General features: G+C 67.7%; 17 protein-coding genes. 8 read left to right on the top strand and 9 right to left on the bottom strand.

All coding sequences use genetic code 11. The features are described from left to right. Nucleotides 1–38: 38 nt before the first annotated feature. The gene (locus VL129_RS11505; protein ID WP_325412958.1) at nt 39–1,001 is read right to left on the bottom strand and encodes a zinc-binding dehydrogenase; all 963 of its coding nucleotides are present in this window, start codon (nt 999–1,001) and stop codon (nt 39–41) included. A 102-nt stretch (nt 1,002–1,103) separates the two neighbouring features. Here VL129_RS11505 and VL129_RS11500 point away from each other — a divergent pair, with 102 nt between their 5' ends. Beyond that, nucleotides 1,104–3,212, top strand: coding sequence for a carboxy terminal-processing peptidase (locus VL129_RS11500; RefSeq protein ID WP_325412957.1), 2,109 nt, complete (start codon nt 1,104–1,106; stop codon nt 3,210–3,212). A 192-nt stretch (nt 3,213–3,404) separates the two neighbouring features. Here the strand turns inward: VL129_RS11500 and VL129_RS11495 are convergent, their stop codons facing one another. The 6 genes from VL129_RS11495 to VL129_RS11470 form a co-directional block, all read right to left on the bottom strand. Then, nucleotides 3,405–3,878 carry a tetratricopeptide repeat protein gene (locus tag VL129_RS11495; protein ID WP_325412956.1) on the bottom strand — a complete coding sequence of 158 codons (474 nt, stop codon included), beginning with the start codon at nt 3,876–3,878 and terminating at the stop codon, nt 3,405–3,407. Nucleotide 3,879: 1 nt separating this feature from the next. Continuing rightward, a complete protein-coding gene (locus VL129_RS11490) occupies nt 3,880–4,239 on the bottom strand; it encodes a hypothetical protein (protein WP_325412955.1) in 360 nt (119 codons plus the stop codon). Nucleotide 4,240: 1 nt separating this feature from the next. After that, nucleotides 4,241–4,564, bottom strand: a complete 324-nt coding sequence (locus VL129_RS11485; RefSeq protein WP_325412954.1) for a helix-turn-helix domain-containing protein — start codon at nt 4,562–4,564, stop codon at nt 4,241–4,243. 89 nt (nt 4,565–4,653) lie between these two features. Then, nucleotides 4,654–5,097, bottom strand: coding sequence for a YkvA family protein (locus VL129_RS11480; protein WP_325412953.1), 444 nt, complete (start codon nt 5,095–5,097; stop codon nt 4,654–4,656). A gap of 216 nt (nt 5,098–5,313) precedes the next feature. Further along, nucleotides 5,314–6,015, bottom strand: coding sequence for an FKBP-type peptidyl-prolyl cis-trans isomerase (locus VL129_RS11475; RefSeq protein ID WP_325412952.1), 702 nt, complete (start codon nt 6,013–6,015; stop codon nt 5,314–5,316). 623 nt (nt 6,016–6,638) lie between these two features. Then, complete coding sequence (locus VL129_RS11470) at nt 6,639–7,613, bottom strand: DUF1631 family protein (RefSeq protein ID WP_325412951.1); 975 nt, start codon at nt 7,611–7,613, stop codon at nt 6,639–6,641. Nucleotides 7,614–7,853: 240 nt separating this feature from the next. On the opposite strand from VL129_RS11470, the gene nadC reads away from it, so the two are divergent. After that, complete coding sequence (nadC, locus tag VL129_RS11465; RefSeq protein ID WP_325412950.1) at nt 7,854–8,702, top strand: carboxylating nicotinate-nucleotide diphosphorylase; 849 nt, start codon at nt 7,854–7,856, stop codon at nt 8,700–8,702. A 135-nt stretch (nt 8,703–8,837) separates the two neighbouring features. Here the strand turns inward: nadC and pap are convergent, their stop codons facing one another. Beyond that, on the bottom strand, nt 8,838–10,328 hold the full coding sequence (gene pap / locus VL129_RS11460) for a polyphosphate:AMP phosphotransferase (protein ID WP_325412949.1): 1,491 nt from the start codon (nt 10,326–10,328) through the stop codon (nt 8,838–8,840). Between the two features lie 114 nt (nt 10,329–10,442). On the opposite strand from pap, the gene mnmC reads away from it, so the two are divergent. The 4 genes from mnmC to VL129_RS11440 all read left to right on the top strand — a co-directional run bounded on the left by mnmC (nt 10,443) and on the right by VL129_RS11440 (nt 14,769). Continuing rightward, the gene (gene mnmC, locus VL129_RS11455) at nt 10,443–12,407 is read left to right on the top strand and encodes a bifunctional tRNA (5-methylaminomethyl-2-thiouridine)(34)-methyltransferase MnmC2/FAD-dependent 5-carboxymethylaminomethyl-2-thiouridine(34) oxidoreductase MnmC1 (protein ID WP_325412948.1); all 1,965 of its coding nucleotides are present in this window, start codon (nt 10,443–10,445) and stop codon (nt 12,405–12,407) included. Between the two features lie 80 nt (nt 12,408–12,487). Continuing rightward, on the top strand, nt 12,488–12,754 hold the full coding sequence (locus VL129_RS11450; protein WP_325412947.1) for a metal-sensing transcriptional repressor: 267 nt from the start codon (nt 12,488–12,490) through the stop codon (nt 12,752–12,754). Between the two features lie 10 nt (nt 12,755–12,764). Continuing rightward, on the top strand, nt 12,765–13,520 hold the full coding sequence (locus VL129_RS11445; RefSeq protein WP_325412946.1) for a sulfite exporter TauE/SafE family protein: 756 nt from the start codon (nt 12,765–12,767) through the stop codon (nt 13,518–13,520). Between the two features lie 157 nt (nt 13,521–13,677). Continuing rightward, the gene (locus tag VL129_RS11440) at nt 13,678–14,769 is read left to right on the top strand and encodes a TRAP transporter substrate-binding protein (RefSeq protein WP_325412945.1); all 1,092 of its coding nucleotides are present in this window, start codon (nt 13,678–13,680) and stop codon (nt 14,767–14,769) included. Nucleotides 14,770–14,958: 189 nt separating this feature from the next. Here the strand turns inward: VL129_RS11440 and VL129_RS11435 are convergent, their stop codons facing one another. Then, nucleotides 14,959–15,603: a cation efflux transmembrane domain-containing protein gene (locus VL129_RS11435; protein WP_325412944.1), complete on the bottom strand. Its 645-nt coding sequence runs from the start codon at nt 15,601–15,603 to the stop codon at nt 14,959–14,961. Between the two features lie 68 nt (nt 15,604–15,671). On the opposite strand from VL129_RS11435, the gene VL129_RS11430 reads away from it, so the two are divergent. Then, nucleotides 15,672–16,094 (top strand): MerR family DNA-binding protein, encoded by a 423-nt coding sequence (locus VL129_RS11430; RefSeq protein WP_325412943.1) that lies wholly within the window; start codon nt 15,672–15,674, stop codon nt 16,092–16,094. An 87-nt stretch (nt 16,095–16,181) separates the two neighbouring features. Next, nucleotides 16,182–17,084 (top strand): prenyltransferase, encoded by a 903-nt coding sequence (locus VL129_RS11425; protein WP_325412942.1) that lies wholly within the window; start codon nt 16,182–16,184, stop codon nt 17,082–17,084. Nucleotides 17,085–17,451: the final 367 nt, after the last annotated feature.

Below are 17,451 nucleotides of genomic sequence, written 5' to 3'. Positions count from 1 at the left end.
CCGGGACAAACCCGGCCCCACAGGTCCGATGCACAGACTCAGGCCAAGCCGTCGTCCAGCACCAAAACGATCTTGCCATTGACCTGGTTGCTCTCCAGCAGCGCGAAGGCTTCCTCGGCCTGATCGGCGCGGAAGCTGCGCTCCAGCTGCGGCGACAGCTGCTTGTCGGCGAACAGCGGCCAGACCCGCTCACGCAGCTCAGCCATCAGCGCCGCCTTGAACGCATCGTCGCGGTTGCGCAGGGTCGAGCCGGTGATCTGCACGCGCTTGGCCAGCAGCTTGGCCAGGTCCAGCTCGGCGCGGCGCCCGCCCATCATGGCGATGATGACCCAGCGACCATCCAGGGCGATCAGGTTGAGGTTGAGGGCCGCGTAGCTGGCGCCGACCGGATCGAGGATCACATCGAACGGCGCGAAGTCCTTCAGGCTTTCCAGGTTCTCGCCGCGCAGCACGCCGCCCTGGGCGCCGAGGCTTTCGCAGTAGGCCAGACGATCGGCCGAGCCGACGCTCACCCAGCAGGGATTGCCAAACGCCATGCACAACTGGATGGCCGCCGAACCGACGCCGCCGGCGCCGGCATGGATCAGCGCCTTCTCGCCTGGCTGCAGGCGGGCCAGCTGGAACAGGTTGAGCCAGGCGGTGGCATACACCTCCGGCAGCGCGGCGGCCTCGGCCAGGCTCACGTCGTCCGGTACCGGCAGCGCGTGCCCGGCATGCACCACCACCTCCTCGGCCATGCCACCACCGGCCAGCAGTGCGCACACCCGATCACCCACTCGCCACGGACTGCCCGCGCCCACCTCGCTGACCACCCCGGCGCATTCCAGGCCGAGAATGTCGCTGGCGCCGGGCGGCGGCGGATAGTGACCGGCCCGCTGCAGCAGGTCGGCACGGTTGAGCCCGGCCGCCGCCACACGGATGCGAATCTGCCCGGAACCGCACGTCTCGTTGTCCCGCTCGGCCCACTCCACGCGTCCCTCGATACCTTGCAATGCCTTCACGCTGCCTCCATAGTGACTCTCACATCGAGCCCGGGCGATGCCGGGCTTTCGCGCCATAACGCCGGATCCTTCGCGAAACCCGGTACCAGAAGACGGCCTACTATGCGTTATCACTTGTCCTTGCGTCGACTCACCCTCCCGCGCCTGCTCGGCGGTGCCGCCCTGGCCCTGATGCTGGGCCTGAGCCTGCCCTTGCAGGCCAAGACCACCGATCTCGACTGGGCCAGCCTCAAGCCCGACCGCAACCAGGTGATCGCCAGCCTCAACGTCGTCGAGCTGCTGCGCCGCCATCATTACAACAAGCCACCGCTGGACGACGCCCGCTCCGCCAAGATCTACGACAGCTACATCAAGCTGCTCGATCCGGCCCGCAGCTATTTCATGGCCAGCGACATCGCCGAGTTCGAACCCCTGCGACTGAAGTTCGATGACTTCCTCAAGGAAGGCCAGCTGGAGCCGGGCTTCGCCATCTACCAGCGCCACCTGCAACGGCTGATCGAACGCATCGAATACGCCCTGACCCTGCTCGAGGACGTGGACGGCATCGACTTCAGCGTCGACGAGTCTCTGGAAATCGACCGCGAAACCGCCTCCTGGGCCCGCAACCGCGCCGAACTGGATGACCTGTGGCGCAAGCGGGTCAAGGACGAGGTGCTGCGCCTGAAGATCGCCGGCAAGGAGCCCGCAGCCATCCAGGAGCTGCTGACCAAGCGCTATCAGAATCAGCTCGCGCGCCTCAAGCAGACCCGCAGCGAGGACATTTTCCAGACTTACATCAACGCCTTCGCGCAGACCTACGATCCGCACACCAACTACCTGTCGCCGGACAATGCGGAAAACTTCGACATCAACATGAGCCTGTCGCTGGAGGGCATCGGCGCGGTGCTGCAAAGCGACAACGAGATGGTCAAGATCGTGCGTCTGGTACCCGCCGGCCCGGCCGAGAAGAGCAAGCAGCTGGTGCCGGCTGATCGCATCGTCGGCGTAGCCCAGGGCAGCGACGAAATGGTCGACGTGATCGGCTGGCGCCTGGACGAAGTGGTCAAGCTGATCCGCGGCCCCAAGGGCTCGAAGGTGCGCCTGGAGATCATCCCGGCCAGCAATGCGCCCAACGACCAGACCAGCCGCATCGTGACCCTCACCCGCGAGGCGGTGAAGCTGGAAGAGCAGGCCGCCAAGAAGTCGGTGCTGCAGCTGGAACATGAAGGTCGCGACTACAAGCTCGGCGTCATCGAGATCCCCGCGTTCTACCTGGACTTCAAGGCCTACCGTGCCGGCGACCCGAACTACAAGAGCACCACGCGGGATGTGAAGAAGCTGCTGGCCGAGCTGAAGGAAGAGAAGGTCGACGGCATCGTCATCGACCTGCGCAACAACGGCGGCGGCTCCCTGCAGGAAGCCACCGAGCTGACCGGACTGTTCATCGAGCAGGGACCGACCGTGTTGGTGCGCAACAGCGATGGCCGGGTCGACGTGCTGGCCGACGAGAATGCCGGCACCCACTACACCGGTCCGATGGCCGTACTGGTCAATCGCCTGTCCGCCTCGGCCTCGGAAATCTTTGCCGGTGCCATGCAGGACTACCACCGGGCGCTGATCATCGGCGTGCAGACCTTCGGCAAGGGCACCGTGCAGAGCATCCAGCCGCTCAACCACGGCGAACTGAAGCTGACCCTGGCCAAGTTCTATCGAGTGTCCGGCCAGAGCACCCAGCATCAGGGCGTGGTGCCCGACATCCTCTACCCCTCGGACGTGGATACCGACGAGATCGGCGAAAGTGCGCTGCCCGAGGCGATGCCCTGGGACCGCATCCATCCGGCGATCCGCCCGGAAACCGATCCCTTCAAGCCGTTCCTGGCGGATCTCAAGGCCCGCCATGACGCGCGCGCCGCGCAGAACCCGGACTTCGTCTTCACCCGCGAACGTCTGCAACTGTCCCAGGAGCTGATGAAGGAAACCCGGGTTTCCCTGAACGAAACCCAGCGTCGCACCCAGCACGCCGCCATCGAGGCGCGTCAGCTGAAGCTGGAGAACACCCGCCGCCTGGCCCGTGGCGAGGAACCGCTGAAGAAGATCAAGTCGGAAGACGAGGAAACGCTGAGCCCGCACGACGCCGACAAGCCCAAGCCGGAAGAGGACGCCTACTTGGCGGAAACCGGGCATATCCTGCTCGACTACCTGTCCCTGGACAGCCGCGTGGCCAAGCACTGAAGGGATCTAGGGTGGACAAGGCTTTCCTTGTGCACCCTCGGCAGTGGATGGCGGGCAAGAGCAGCGTTGACCGCCCCACGCAATGTCCCTGTAGGAGCGGCTTCAGCCGCGATGCGGTGCAGCTCCTACAGCAGCAACCACAAATGAAAAAGCCGGCTTCCGCCGGCTTTTTCATTCACGCGCGAATCGTCGCTACAGCCCCAGCTCCTCGGCCCGGCGCTGATACCGTTCGGCCAGATCCGCATCGGCGATCAGGCCGTAGCCACCGCTGCGATACAGATCGGCCAGCTTGCGGGCCGCCAGCGGGTGCCCTGCCTGGGCGGCGAGCATCCACCAGCGCGCAGCCTCCTGACCATCGGGCTCCTGCTGCGGGCTGCCGGCCAGGCTGGTCACACCCAACTGGTAGGCCGCCTTGCTGTCGCCGTTCTGGGCAGCCAGGCGTAACAGGCGCAGTCCTTCCTCGCGCGCGCCCAAGCCACGCCCGCGAAACAGCAGGACATGTCCATAGAAGCTCTGCGCCGGAACATGGCCCAGGGCGGCCATGCGCGAGAACTGTCCTTCCATCCAGCGCCAGGCGCCGGGTTTCTGCATCAGCCAGCGCCAATGAAACAGGCGGCGCGCCAGCGCATAGCCCAGTCGCGCCCGAAGTCGCCACCACCACGCCATATCAGGGCTCCTGTGGGTAATCGAACTCAAAGACCCGCGCCACCTCGGCGGCATGCCAGGAGGCGGCTGCGGTGCCATCACTCGGCCCGGTGAAACGACCCAGGCGCGTCACGCATTCGAAGAAGCCGGGGCGCGGCAGTCGGCTCGCGCCCTGGCTGATGACCAGCGAGCTGCGCAGCGGACGCTCCGATCGGGCATCCAGCGTAGCCAGGTATTCCAGCGCGGCCACCAGGGTCTGCATGGCCGGCGCTGGCAACTGCAGGCGCTCGATCAGCGCCCGGTAGGTGAGCAGGTGACGCTGGCGGCTGGCATCGTTCAGTTCCGCAAGCAGGGCATCCCAGTGCTGTCGACTGATGCGCATCTCAGACCCCCTCGGCGGCAACACCCAGCAGCCGGGCCAGGGAGCGGCGGATGGCGTCGTCGGGCTCGCGCTCACCCTGCTCGATCATCGCCAGATAGGACGGGCTGATGCCCACGCCACGCGCCAGATCCGCCTGGCTCATGCCCAGCGCCTCGCGCAATTCGGCGAGCCGTTGCAGGCTGAATCCGCTCGCCTGCAGGCTGCTGGCCACCGCTGCATGGGGCTCGGCAGCGTGACCGGCGGCGCGCAACAGCGCCTGGTATTCGTCCCAGGGCAGCACGGCATATTCCGGCTGACCTTCGCGTGTTATCACTTGCACATTCATGGATACGTCTCCTGGAAGCACGACCACCGATCCCTCGGCGACCACATCTTAACAAGCCCAACCGTCTTCATTCGTCCGCCGAGCGCACATCAGGGCGCCGAGCGGGAGCGAATTTCCGCCTCGTCCGGCAGGCGCTCCAGTTGCTGGCGCCGCGTCGCGGACTGCGCATCCCGCCAGGCGACGAAGGCATCCAGCTCGCCGCTCCAGGTGCGCATGATCCAGGCGAGCACGGCCACGTCGTCGATCAGTCCCAGGCCCGGCAGGAAATCGGGAATCAGGTCCAGCGGCGAGAGAAAATACACCAGTCCCGCCACCACGCTGAGCAGCGCCTTGCCGCTGATCGCCCGATACTCGCCACGCCACCAGGCCAGGCACAGCGCCTGGAGCAACGCCAGACTCTCGCCCAACCCGCGTTTGCCGCCCCGCCGGGCCGCCTTGCCGGACACCGCCAGCAACAGCGCCGGCAGGCGCTTGCGGCGCAGGATACGCGCCGCAATGGGCAGGAAGCGGGCCAGATGCCACGGCACATTCATGCTGGTCTCCAGGCGGGGCGCGAATGACCGGCGTCCCGCTCCGCTGCAAAACAGAAGCTGTTCCTGAAAGGGTACACAGGAGTCGGGCGGGCTGCCCGGGCTTTCATGCGCAGCCCATCACTGACTCCTTACTAAGACCCGCCGCGGCCGCTACCGGTTTCCAGCGGCGGAAACGACAGCGCCCCGTCAAGACGGGGCGCCTGGCCTGACGCGCAGTTACTTGGCGTTCTTGCCCTTGATGCCCAGCAGCTCCAGCTCGAACACCAGCACCGAGCTCGGCGGAATCAGCGGGCTCGGGCTCTGATCGCCATAAGCCAGATCACTGGGGATGTACAGCTTGTACTTCTCACCAACGCTCATGAGCTGCAGGCCTTCGACCCAACCCTGAATCACGCCGCCCACCGGCAGTTCGATCGGCGCGCCGCGCTCGACCGAGCTGTCGAACACGCTGCCGTCGGTGAGGGTGCCCACGTAGTGCACCGTCACCACGTCATCAGCCTTCGGCTTGGCGCCGCTGGCCTTCTTCAGCACTTCGTACTGCAGCCCGCTGGCGGTGGTGACCACCCCATCGCGCTTGCCGTTTTCCTCGAGGAATTTCTTGCCGGCAGCAACGCTTTCCGCCTGCTGGGCCGCCAGACGCTCGTCCACACGCGCCTGCAGGGCGGTGAAGGCCTCAATCAGCTCCTCATCCTTTACCCGCGGCTCGCGATCGGCCAGCGCGTCCTCGATGCCCAGGGCAACCGCCTGGGGATCCAGATCGTCCATGCCGTCACGCGCCAGGCTCTGGCCCATGTTCAGGCCGATGCCATAGGAGGCTTTCTGGGCCGGGGTAGTGAGTTCCACGCTGGTCTGCGAATCGCAGCCAGACAGAACCAGACCCACCAGCGCCATGGACGCCGCCAACCGATGTTGTCTCATGCTGTTTCCTTCTTCCGCCTTGCGGGGGGTTTCAAACGAGCGGCGAGCTTAGCAGTCCGCCGCAAAAACTGGCTACCGCGATAGGAGCGGCACGAGGCCAGCAAGGTTCCCCAACGCCGGATTCGCCGACGGCCTCGCGGAAATTGACGACAGTCATTCAACCGAAGGCGACTCGGGCCGAGAATGCCCCCGTCTGTTCCTCCCGCTCGTTCCCCTCGCAGGCCTTTGGCCGCGAACGGGAGGAACAGGCGACTCCTCGCGCCGACACCTGTAGGAAATCGCTTACACCTCCTGTAAGCGGCTCGCCCGAAATCCCCCAAGCAGCGCCACGCACACTTCATATAAGCCTTTGTTTTTCATGGAATTACCGGATCCGGCTGGCGGGTTGCCAGACGCTTGCCAGGCGCTCCGGGCGATTGCCGTGCCCAGCCGGCGCACTAGAATCCAGAGCGTGTCGAGGGATCGACCGGGTTGCCAGGACGGTGGCCCGCAGGGATCCGATGCAGGATGCATCGTCGTCAGGAAGACGGCGGGGAGTAAAGGGATCGGGACGAAAGGGGCGGGGTCATCCCCCGCTCCTTTTTTATGTCCTCGGTTTGCTCCACTGCCGATGGCGGGGCGGCTCAGTTGGGCTCTGTGTTCACGCGCCGCAGGTTGATCACCGACTCCAGCGCCCGATCGAAGATCAGCGCATCGTCCAGCAGGCGCACCGCGCCTGCGGCGAAGTCGGCCGCCAGCTCGGCCCGGGTGCGTTCCAGCACCTTCGCGCCACTGCGATTGACGAAGATGTAGCGCCCGGTCGGCTTGACGAAGGCGGCCAGCTTGCAGCGCAGCTTCTGCGCCTCGTCCACGCGGATTTCCAGCCAGCTGCCAACCCGCAACTGATCAACCTGACGGTCTTCGACTACATCCTCTGCGTCAGGTGCGACCGGTGCCTTTGCTTCCTCGTCAGGCTCCGGCTGCGCCGCTACAAGCCCGCCAAGCTCGCGGATGGCCTCGTCGCACAGCACGCCCAGCCGGCCCAGGCAGTGCCGCTCGAACAGCTTGAGCACGATCAGCTTGATGCGAATCGGCATGTCCGCCTCGCTGCACGCCTCGGCGAAGCAGTCGCAGAGCGCCCGGGGCCCTAAGGGGTTGTCCGAAATGGCGAGCGCGCGTCCGCGCAGGGCGGCGAAGCACGCGCTCAACCGGCCGAGCCGCTCGCCCAGCAGGCCCAGGCTCTTGCCGACCATTGCGTCATCGGCCACCCGCGCCTCGTGCTCGGCATGTCCCCGCTGACGCGGCAGCGCTTCGTCGTCCTGCAGGAGGCCCTCGAAACCGCCCGCGCAACGATCCGCAAAGGTCCGCTCGATGCCTTGTCGCTTGAGGCGCAGATCGCGCATGGCCTCGAAGTACAGGCTCTGTTCCTGGTTGTTCTCGGCGCGGTCGGCCATGTCGAACAGCGCATCGTCGACTTCGTCGAACAGGGTCTGCATGCCCTGGCGCAACTGCGCCAGAGCCAGCTCGCGAATGCCTTCCAACGGCGCGGGCAACGGTTGTCCGCTGCGGCGACGCGACGTCGGCAGACCGAAGGCAACCACCTTGGCTTCAGTATTCATCTCGGAACCTCGGAGTGAAGCAGGCGCCAGCGCAGGCCAGCACCCGCCAGACGCCGGAACCGGCGTCCGGGAAAAACGAACTGGCCGAATTATTGGCCAGCCCGCCAGAGGCTCAAGCCCTGCACCACGCGTACATGACGTGCTTCACAAGACCGGCTGAGGGGCCGACGAACGCAACCCGGGCACAGCGGCCTCCGGCCTCGTATAATCGCCGCCCTCCCCCCTCCGCAGGAGCCCGCCATGGCCAACCTCACCCTTGCCGAGCTGACCGCCGACATCGAAGCCAACGTCCGCCTGGCGCTGGCCGAAGACCTCGGCAGCGGCGACATCACCGCGCAACTGATCCCCGCCGAACGCCTGGCGCATGCCAGCGTGATCACCCGCGAGGCGGCCGTGGTCTGTGGCACGGCCTGGGTCGATGCGGTGTTCCGCCAGCTGGATGCGCGCGTGGCGGTGCACTGGTGCGTGCAGGATGGCGAGCGCGTCGAACCCAACCAGGTGCTGTTCCGCGTCGAAGGCCCGGCGCGCGCGCTGCTCAGCGGCGAACGCAGCGCCCTGAATTTCCTGCAGACCCTCTCGGCGGTAGCCACCCGCTGCCGGTATTACGCCGACCTGGTCGAAGGCACCGCCGTGAAGCTGCTGGACACCCGCAAGACCCTGCCCGGCCTGCGCCTGGCGCAGAAGTACGCGGTGACCTGCGGCGGCTGCCACAACCACCGCATCGGCCTGTACGACGCCTTCCTGATCAAGGAAAACCATATTGCCGCCTGCGGCGGCATCGGCGCGGCGGTGGCCACGGCGCGCAGCATCGCGCCCGGCAAGCCGGTGGAAGTGGAAGTGGAAAGCCTCGACGAACTGCGCCAGGCACTGGATGCCGGGGCGGATATCGTGATGCTCGACGAGCTGAGCCTGGACGACATGCGCGAAGCGGTACGCCTGACCGCCGGCCGCGCCAAACTGGAAGCCTCGGGCGGCATCAACGAGCGCACCCTGCGCGGCGTGGCCGAGACGGGCGTGGATTACATTTCCCTGGGCACGCTGACCAAGGACATCAAGGCCGTCGACCTGTCGATGCGCCTGAGTCTCTGATCGCGCCCGCCCGCGTCGGCCGGGCAACACCGAACCCCTGTAGGGCCGGCTTTACGCCGGCCGGAGGAGTCGGAGGCCACCTTCAGGCCTCCGGGATAACCCGGCCCCACCCGCCGCGAGGCTGCTTGGTGGAGCTTACCGGTCCCGCTCGAACGCCCGCTCCAGCGCATCGTTGATGGTGCGCAGCACCTTCACGCGGGCGAAGCGCTTGTCGTTGGCTTCCACCAGGGTCCAGGCCGCCAGGCCGGTGCTGGTGCGATCAACCATGTCTTCCACCGCGTCCACGTAGTGGTCCCACTTCTCGCGGTTGCGCCAGTCGTCCTCGGTGATCTTGAAGCGCTTGTGCGGCGTGGCTTCGCGCTCCTTGAAACGCGCGTGCTGGGTGTCCTTGTCGATGGCCAGCCAGAACTTCACCAGCACCACGCCATGCTCCACCAGGCTTTCCTCGAAGTCGTTGATTTCCCCGTAGGCGCGCAGCCAGTCGGCCTGCGAGCAGTAGCCCTCGATGCGCTCCACCAGCACGCGGCCGTACCAGGAGCGGTCGAAGATGGTGAACTGCCCACGCGCGGGAATGTGCCGCCAGAAGCGCCACAGGTAGGGATGGGCCAGTTCCTCCTCGGTCGGCGCGGCGATGGGGATGATGCGGTACTCGCGCGGATCCAGCGCCTCGGTGACCCGGCGGATGGCGCCGCCCTTGCCCGCCGCGTCATTGCCTTCGAACACCGCCACCAGCGCATGCTGGCGCATGCGCTTGTCATGCATGAGCGCCGACAGGCGCGCCTGCTCGTGGGCCAGTTGGGCCTTGTAGGCGTCCTTCTCCAGCGCCTGGCTCAGGTCCAGGCTTTCCAGCAGACGACGGGTGCCCAGGCTGGCGGCCACCGGCACGGCATGCGGCGCCGGACGCGGCCCGCGTGCCGCTTCCAGGGCCGCGCGCAGGCCCTGCAGAAGAATCTTGCCCACCGTCATGTTGCGGTAATTGCGGTCGCTGCTGTCCACCACGTACCAGGGCGCATAGTCCCGGCTGCTGCGGCGGATGATGTGCTCGGCATGCCGCACCACCTGGTCGTAGGTCTTGCTCTGCTGCCAGTCCAGCGGGCTGAGCTTCCAGCTGTGCAGCGGATCGTCGGCCAGGCTCTGCAGGCGTGCTTCCATCTGCGGGCGGGACAGGTGGAACCAGAACTTGAAGATCAGCGCGCCTTCGTCGCACAGCATGCGCTCCAGGCGCTGCGCGCCCTCGATCGACTGATCGAGCTGGGCGTCGTCGATCTTGTCCTTGACCCGCGCTTGCAGCATCTGGCTGTACCAGTTGCCGAAGAAGATGCCGGTGCGCCCCTTGGCCGGCAGCTGCCGCCAGTAGCGCCAGGCCGGCGGTCGGGCCAGTTCCTCGTCGCTCTGCACATCGAAGGTGGACACCTGGATGAGGCGCGGGTCCATCCATTCGGTGAGCCGCTTGACCGTATCCCCCTTGCCGGCGCCCTCGATGCCATTGATCAGGATGATCACCGGGAAATTCGCCTGCTCGCGCAGCTGGTACTGGACTTCCAGCAGGGCCTGGCGCAACGCGGGCAACTCGGCTTCGTAGGTTTTCTTGTCGATGGCGTGGCCGATTTCGGCGGATTCGAACATGGATGACGCTTCCTGAACTGCAAGGCGGCCAGACTACCCAAATGCGCACCAGTCGACAAAGTCGTAATGCCATCACGCGAGCTACAATGCCGCACCTTTTGCGGAGCCAGATCCATGTCCGAGAGTTCCCGGGCCCAGCTCGACTGGGACGAGCACGGCCAGCCCCTTTCCCGCCAGTTCGGCGATGTGTATTTCTCCCGCGCCAGCGGCCTGGAAGAGACCCGCCACGTGTTCCTGCGCCACAACCGGATCGCCGAGCGCTGCGCCGCCCTGGCGGACGATGGCCGCCTGGTGATCGGCGAGACAGGCTTCGGCACCGGCCTCAATTTCCTCTGCGCCTGGCAGACCTTCGCCGAGCATGCGCCGGCCGGTGCGCGCCTGCACTTCGTCAGCGTCGAGAAGTATCCGCTCGATGGGGAAGACCTGCGCCGCGCCCTGGCGCTGTGGCCGGAACTGGCCGCCTTCAGCACGCCGCTGCTCGAGCAGTACGCCGGCATCCAGCCGGGCTTCCAGCGCCTGCTGTTCGACGGCGGCCGGGTGCTGCTGACCCTGCTGGTCGGCGACGCCCTGGAATGCCTGCCGCAGCTGGATGCCCAGGTGGACGCCTGGTTCCTCGACGGCTTCGCCCCGGCCAAGAACCCGCAGATGTGGACGTCCGAGCTGTTCACGCAGCTGGCGCGGCTGTCCGCCCCCGGCGCCAGCCTGGCCACCTTCACCTGCGCCGGCACGGTGCGCCGTGGCCTGATCGAGGCCGGCTTCCGCATGGAAAAGGTCAAGGGCTTCGGCCACAAGCGCGAAATGCTTGCCGGGCTATACGAAGGCCAGCCCGCAGCGGCCGGCAAACCCTGGTTCGCCCGGCCGCCGCGCCCGGCCGAGCGCCGCGCGCTGATCATCGGCGCCGGGCTGGCCGGCTGCGCCAGCGCCGCCAGTCTGGCCGCGCGCGGCTGGCAGGTGACACTGCTGGAGCGCCACGGCGAGGTCGCCGAGGAAGGCTCGGGCAACCCGCAGGGCGTGCTCTACCTGAAGCTGTCGGCGCACGGCACGCCGCTGTCGCGCCTGCTGCTCGCCGGCTTCGGCTATACCCGTCGCCTGCTGGAGCGCCTGGAACGTGGCGTCGACTGGGACGCCTGCGGCGTGCTGCAGCTGGCCTTCGACGCCAAGGAAGCCGAGCGCCAGGCGCAACTGGCGGCCGCCTTCCCGCCCGGCCTGCTGCAGCCGCTGCCCCAGGCGGAAGCCGAACAGCGCGCCGGCATCGCCCTGCCCAGCGGCGGACTCTTCTACCCGGAGGCCGGCTGGGCGCATCCGCCGGCGCTCTGCCGTCTGCTGGCCCAGCACCCGAACATCCAGTTGCTGACCCACCACGAAGCGCTGTCGATTCGCCGCGCGGACGGCGAATGGCAGGCCCACGGCGCGGACGGCCTGCTGGCGGCCGCGCCGATCCTGGTACTGGCCAACGCCACCGACGCGGCTACCTTCGAGCCGACCCAGCACCTGCCGCTCAAGCGCATTCGCGGCCAGATCACCCGCGTGCCGGCCACACCGGCCAGCCGCGCGCTGCGCACCGTGTTGTGCGCCGAGGGCTACGTGGCGCCGCCGCGCGGCGACGAGCACACCGTGGGCGCCAGTTTCGACCTGCACAACCGCCAGCAGGGCGTCACGACCGAGGAGCACATCGGCAACCTGAAGCGCCTGCGGGAGATTTCCGCCGACCTGGCCGAGCGCCTGGAGACCGATCGGCTCGACCCGGCCAGCCTGCACGGCCGCGCCGCCTACCGCTGCACCAGCCCGGACTACCTGCCACTGGTCGGCCCGCTAGCCGATCCGCTGGCGTTCGCCGAGCGTTACGCGGTGCTGGCCCGCGATGCCCGCCAGGTTCCCGATGCGCCCTGCCCCTGGCTGGACGGCCTGTATGTGAACCTGGCCCACGGCTCGCGGGGCGTGGTCACCGCGCCGCTATGCGGCGAGCTGCTGGCCGCCTGGCTGGAAAACGAACCCCTGCCGTTGCCGCTGGCTGTCGCCGAGGCCTGCCATCCCAACCGCTTCCCGCTCCGCCAACTGGTGCGTGGCCCGGGGGCCTGAGCCGGCGGTCCGCTCTCGCGTTGCCGCCAGCGCCGCCCCGACAGTACACTGCGCCCCCTTGATACCCCCTGGGAGTAACCATGCCCGATTCGATCCAGCTGCATCAGGACACCATGCTCAAGCGTCTGGCCCGCGTTGAAGGCCAGATTCGCGGCATCCAGGGCATGATCCGCCGTGGCGAGGACTGCGAGGCGGTCGCCCAGCAATTCGCCGCCGCGCGCAAGGCGCTCGACAAGGCCTATCAGGAGATGCTCGCCTGCCTGCTGGAGGAAACCGTGCTGGACCCCGAGCGGGACGATGCGCAGATGCTCAGCCGGGTCCGCACCATCTTCACCAAGTACACCTGATCCTTTGCCCATGGAACTTCTGCTGGCCGAAGCGCTGGGCATCGGTCTGGTGCTCGGTTTGCTGCTGGGCCTGACCGGCGCCGGCGGTTCGCTGGTCGCCCTGCCCCTGCTGCTCAGCCTGCACCTGCCACTGCGCGATGCCATCGGCGTCAGCCTCGGCGCGGTGGCCATGTCCGCGTTGATCGGCGCCATCCCGCGCGCGCGCCTGGGCCAGGTGGCCTGGCGCCCGGTCGTGTTGCTGGCCGTGGCCGGCCTGCCGGGCAACGCCCTGGGCCAGTGGCTGGGCCGCTTCGTGCCGGAAACCGCGCTGATCATCGCGTTCTGCGCCCTGGTGCTCTGGTCGGCCTGGCGCCTGTGGCGCAGCAGTGGCCAGCCGCCTCGCGTCGATCCGGGTCCGCTGCGCCCGGGCCCGCTGCTGGCCATCGGCGTCGGCGTCGGCACGCTGTCCGGGCTGATGGGCGTGGGCGGCGGCTTCCTGATCGTGCCGGCGCTGCTGTGGTTCTCACCGTTGCCACTGCTCAGCGCCATGGCCACCTCGATGGCCGTGATCGCGCTGGTCAGCGGTGGCGGTTTCCTGATCTACCTCAGCGGCGCCAACCCGCCGCTGCCGCTGCTCGGCGGCCTGGCCCTGGGCGGCGCCATCGGTGTGCTGAGCGGCAACCTGCTGGCGCAACGCCTGAACAGCACGCTGCTGCAGCGGCTGTTCGCGCTGATGTTGGTGCTGGTGAGCCTGTCGATGGCGGTGCAAAAACTGGCGAGCTTGTGATTCGCGGCGACGCTGGATTATTGTGCGCCACGCCCGCTGCCTCTGGCGCGCGGGTTCTGCCTCGCTCCGCCCAGGCATTTCGGCACCCGGACCGCGGTCTCCCCGTCCCCGGAACCGACCGGGCGGGGCCCAACCTTCCGCGAGGGGAACACTCCTGATGAATCGCCGCCAACTGTTCGGTGCCACTTCGGCGCTACTGCTGGCTCTCGGCCTGGCCGGGTGCAAGGACGAACAACAATCACAAGCCACCGCTGCCGCGCCGGTGGAAACCGTGCACTGGAAACTGGTGACCACCTGGCCGAAGAACTATCCGGGCCTGGGCACCGGTGCCGAGGACTTTGCCAAGCGCGTCGAGCGCATGAGCAATGGCCGCCTGGTCATCAAGACCTACGCCGCCGGCGAGCTGGTGCCGGCCATGGAAGTGTTCGATGCCGTGTCGCGCGGCACCGCGCAGATGGGCCACGGCCCCTCCTACTACTGGAAGGGCAAGGTGCCGGCCGCGCAGTTCTTCACCTCGGTGCCCTTCGGCCTGACCACCATGGAATTCAATTCCTGGGTGACCTACGGCGGCGGCATGCAGCTGTGGGAAGAAGCCTACGCGCCGCACGGCGTGAAGCCCCTGCTGGGCGGTAACTCCGGCATGCAGATGGGCGGCTGGTTCAACAAGGAAATCAACAGCGTCGACGACCTCAAGGGCCTGAAGATCCGCATGCCGGGCCTGGGCGGCGAAGTCATCGGCAGCATCGGCGCCACCCCGGTCATCGTGCCTGGCAGCGAGGTGTTCACCGCCCTGCAGACCGGCATGATCGACGCCACCGACTGGGTCAGCCCGTACAACGACCTGGCTTCCGGCATCCACAAGGCCGCCAAGTACTACTACTACCCGAGCTGGGCCGAACCGCAGGCCGCCATCGAGCTGCTGATCAACAAGGCCGCCTGGGATGAACTGCCCGCCGACCTGCAGGCGATCCTCGAAGAGGCCGCCCGTGGCTCGCTGCAGCTGATGATCGACGAGTACGTCTACAACAACGCCAAGGCCCTGCAGGAACTGCAGAAGCAGGGCGTGATCCTGAAGAAGTTCCCGGACACCGTGCTCGCCGCGCTGCAGCAGCAATCCGAGCAGGTGATGGACAAGTTCGCCGCCGAGAGCGACCTGAACCAGCGCATCTGGACCTCCATGAAGCAGTTCCGCGAACTGGCCACGCCGATGGGCGAAGCCACCGACAAGAACACCTACGAATGGCGCTGATGCCGCGCTGATTCACAGGTGCAACGAAAAGCCCCGGCCTCGCCAGAGACCGGGGCTTTTTTGATCCCCCACCGCCCGAAGCCGCCGCACCAACCTGTAGGAGCGACTTCAGTCGCGAGCTTTGCCCGCGCTCCGCACACAAGAGCCTCGCGGCTGAAGCCGCTCCTACAAGAAAGCGCGCAGCCGCTGTCAGTGCCGCTGGCCAGCCAGCCCCTGCTCACCCTTCAGCTCACCCCGCGCCTGCAAGAGGATCTGCGTGGCGGCGCTGGTCGCCAGGCTGGCCATGATGCCGGCCACCAGCAGGTCCGGCCAGGCGCTGCCGGTGCCGAACACACCGAGCGCGGCCAGCAGCACCGCGAGGTTGCCCAACGCGTCGTTGCGCGAGCACAGCCAGACACTGCGCATGTTGCTGTCGCCCTCGCGATAGGCGTAGAGCAGCGCCGCCACGCCGACGTTGGCCAGCAGCGCCAGGGTGCCCACCACGCCCATGGTCGGCGCGCTCGGTACCGTGCCGCTGACCAGATGCCACAGGGCGGTGGCCAGCACCGCGATGCCGAACAGCAACATGCACAGCGCCTTGAACAGCGAGGCCCGGGCCCGCGCCACCACCCCCATGCCCAGCACCAGCAGGCTGATGCCGTAGTTGGCGGCGTCGCCGGCGAAATCCAGCGAGTCGGCGAGCAGCGATACCGACCCGGCCGTGAAGCCGGCGCCGATCTCCACCACGAACATGGTGAAGTTCACCACCAGCGCGATCCACAGGATCTTCCGGTAACGGCCCGACCGCAGCGCGGTCGCGCACGTATCTTCGTGACTGCAGCAATTGGCTCCCATGGAGTCTCCTTGGTGTTTTTCAGAACTGGCCGTAGGCTAAAGCCTGTAGTTGCTACAGGGTCAAGCGCATGTCCACCACCCTCACCATCGGCTCGCTGAGCAAGCAAAGCGGCGTCAACGTCGAGACCATCCGCTTCTATGAGCGCTCCGGCCTGCTACCCCCGCCGCAGCGCACCCCGTCCGGCTATCGCAGCTACCGCCCCGAGGATGTCCGCCGGCTGCGCTTCATCCGCCGCGGTCGGGAGCTGGGCTTCAGCCTGGAGGAAATCCGCGAACTGCTGGAGCTGGCCGCGCAACCGCAGCAGCCGTGCGCCAGCGCCGACCGCATGGTCCGCGAGCATCTGGATGCCATCGAGACGCGCATCCGCGACCTGCAGAACCTGCGGCAGGAACTGCGCAAGCTATGCGACTGCCGGAGTGCCGAGGCCGAGCATTGCCGGCTGCTCGAAGCGCTGGACGAGCGCCAGTGCTGCCAGCACCCGGACGACTGAGCCCCATCAATACCGCCGGCGCGCGTTGCTGGCAGAGTGCAATGCCCGCCGTCCGGCGGGCACGCCGATACCTCAAGGAAAAATGCAATGAGCGAAACCTGGGCCTGGCTGGGTGTGGCGCGTGGGCGGTTTCTGCCGCTGACGCTGAGTTGTGTGGCGCTGGGAGTGGCGCTGGCCCTGCCGCCCGGCCAATCCGCAGCGCTGCCGCTCGGCGAAGCCCTGCTGGTGCTGCTTGGCGCGCTGGCCGCGCATGTGGCGGTGAATGCGCTCAATGAATATGGCGACTACCGCAGCGGCCTGGACCTGCGCACCCGGCGCACCGCCTTCAGTGGCGGCAGCGGCACGCTGGTGGCGCATCCGCAGCTGCTCGGCCGCGCCCTGCTGCTGGGCGTCGGCAGCCTGCTGACCTGCGCGCTGATCGGCCTGTTCTTCCTGCTGCGCCAGCCGCAGCTGCTGGCCAGCCTGGCGCCGCTGGGATTGGCGGGCCTGCTGCTGGTGCTCGCCTATACCCCCTGGCTGACCCGCCATCCCTGGCTCTGCCTGTTCGCCCCGGGGGTCGGTTTCGCGCTGATGGTGCTCGGCGCGAGGCTGGTGCTCGGCGGCCCGCTGGACAGCCGCGACCTGTTGCTGACCCTGGTGCCGCTGCTGCTGTGCAACAACCTGCTGCTGCTCAGCCAGTTTCCCGACATCGACGCCGACCGCGCCGCCGGCCGCTGCACGCTGCCCATGCAGATCGGCACGCGTGCAGCACTACGCGTGGCGCTGCTGCACTGGCTGCTGGCTTACGGCGTGCTGCTGGCGGCGCTGTGGCGACCCGAACTGGCCGGCGCCGCCCTGGGCCTGCTGACCCTGCCGCTGGCGCTGCGCGCCGCCTGGCTGCTGCGCCGCGATGCGCTCGAGCCGCAGCGCCTGCTGCCGGCACTGGGGCTGAACGCGGCGGTGAGCGTGGCGACGCCGCTGCTGATGGCGGTGGGGCTGGTGGTGGTATAGGCCGGCCGGAGCTGCACTTGTAGGGCCGGGCTGATCCCGGCCGGCGGAGGGGGGGGGAACGGCGCCGACGCGTGGGCATTCAGCCCCGCTGGCCGGCGTAAAGCCGGCCCCACAAGATCCCTGCGGTGTTCACGGGCATGTAGGGACGGGTTTATCCCGGCCGGCGGAAGGTGGGGACGGACGGCGCCGACGCGTGGGCATTCAGCCCCGCTGGCCGGCGTAAAGCCGGCCCCACAAGATCCCTGCAATGTTCACGGGCATGTAGGGCCGGGTTTACCCCGGCCGGGGACGGCGCCGCAGCGTGGGAATGCGACCCCGCTGGCCGGCGTAAAGCCGGCCCCACAAGATCCCTGCGGTGTTCACGGGC

Origin of the sequence: Pseudomonas sp., from assembly GCF_035497915.1 — a bacterium.
Classification (GTDB): domain Bacteria; phylum Pseudomonadota; class Gammaproteobacteria; order Pseudomonadales; family Pseudomonadaceae; genus Serpens.
This window is presented reverse-complemented; position numbering and strand designations above follow the sequence as displayed.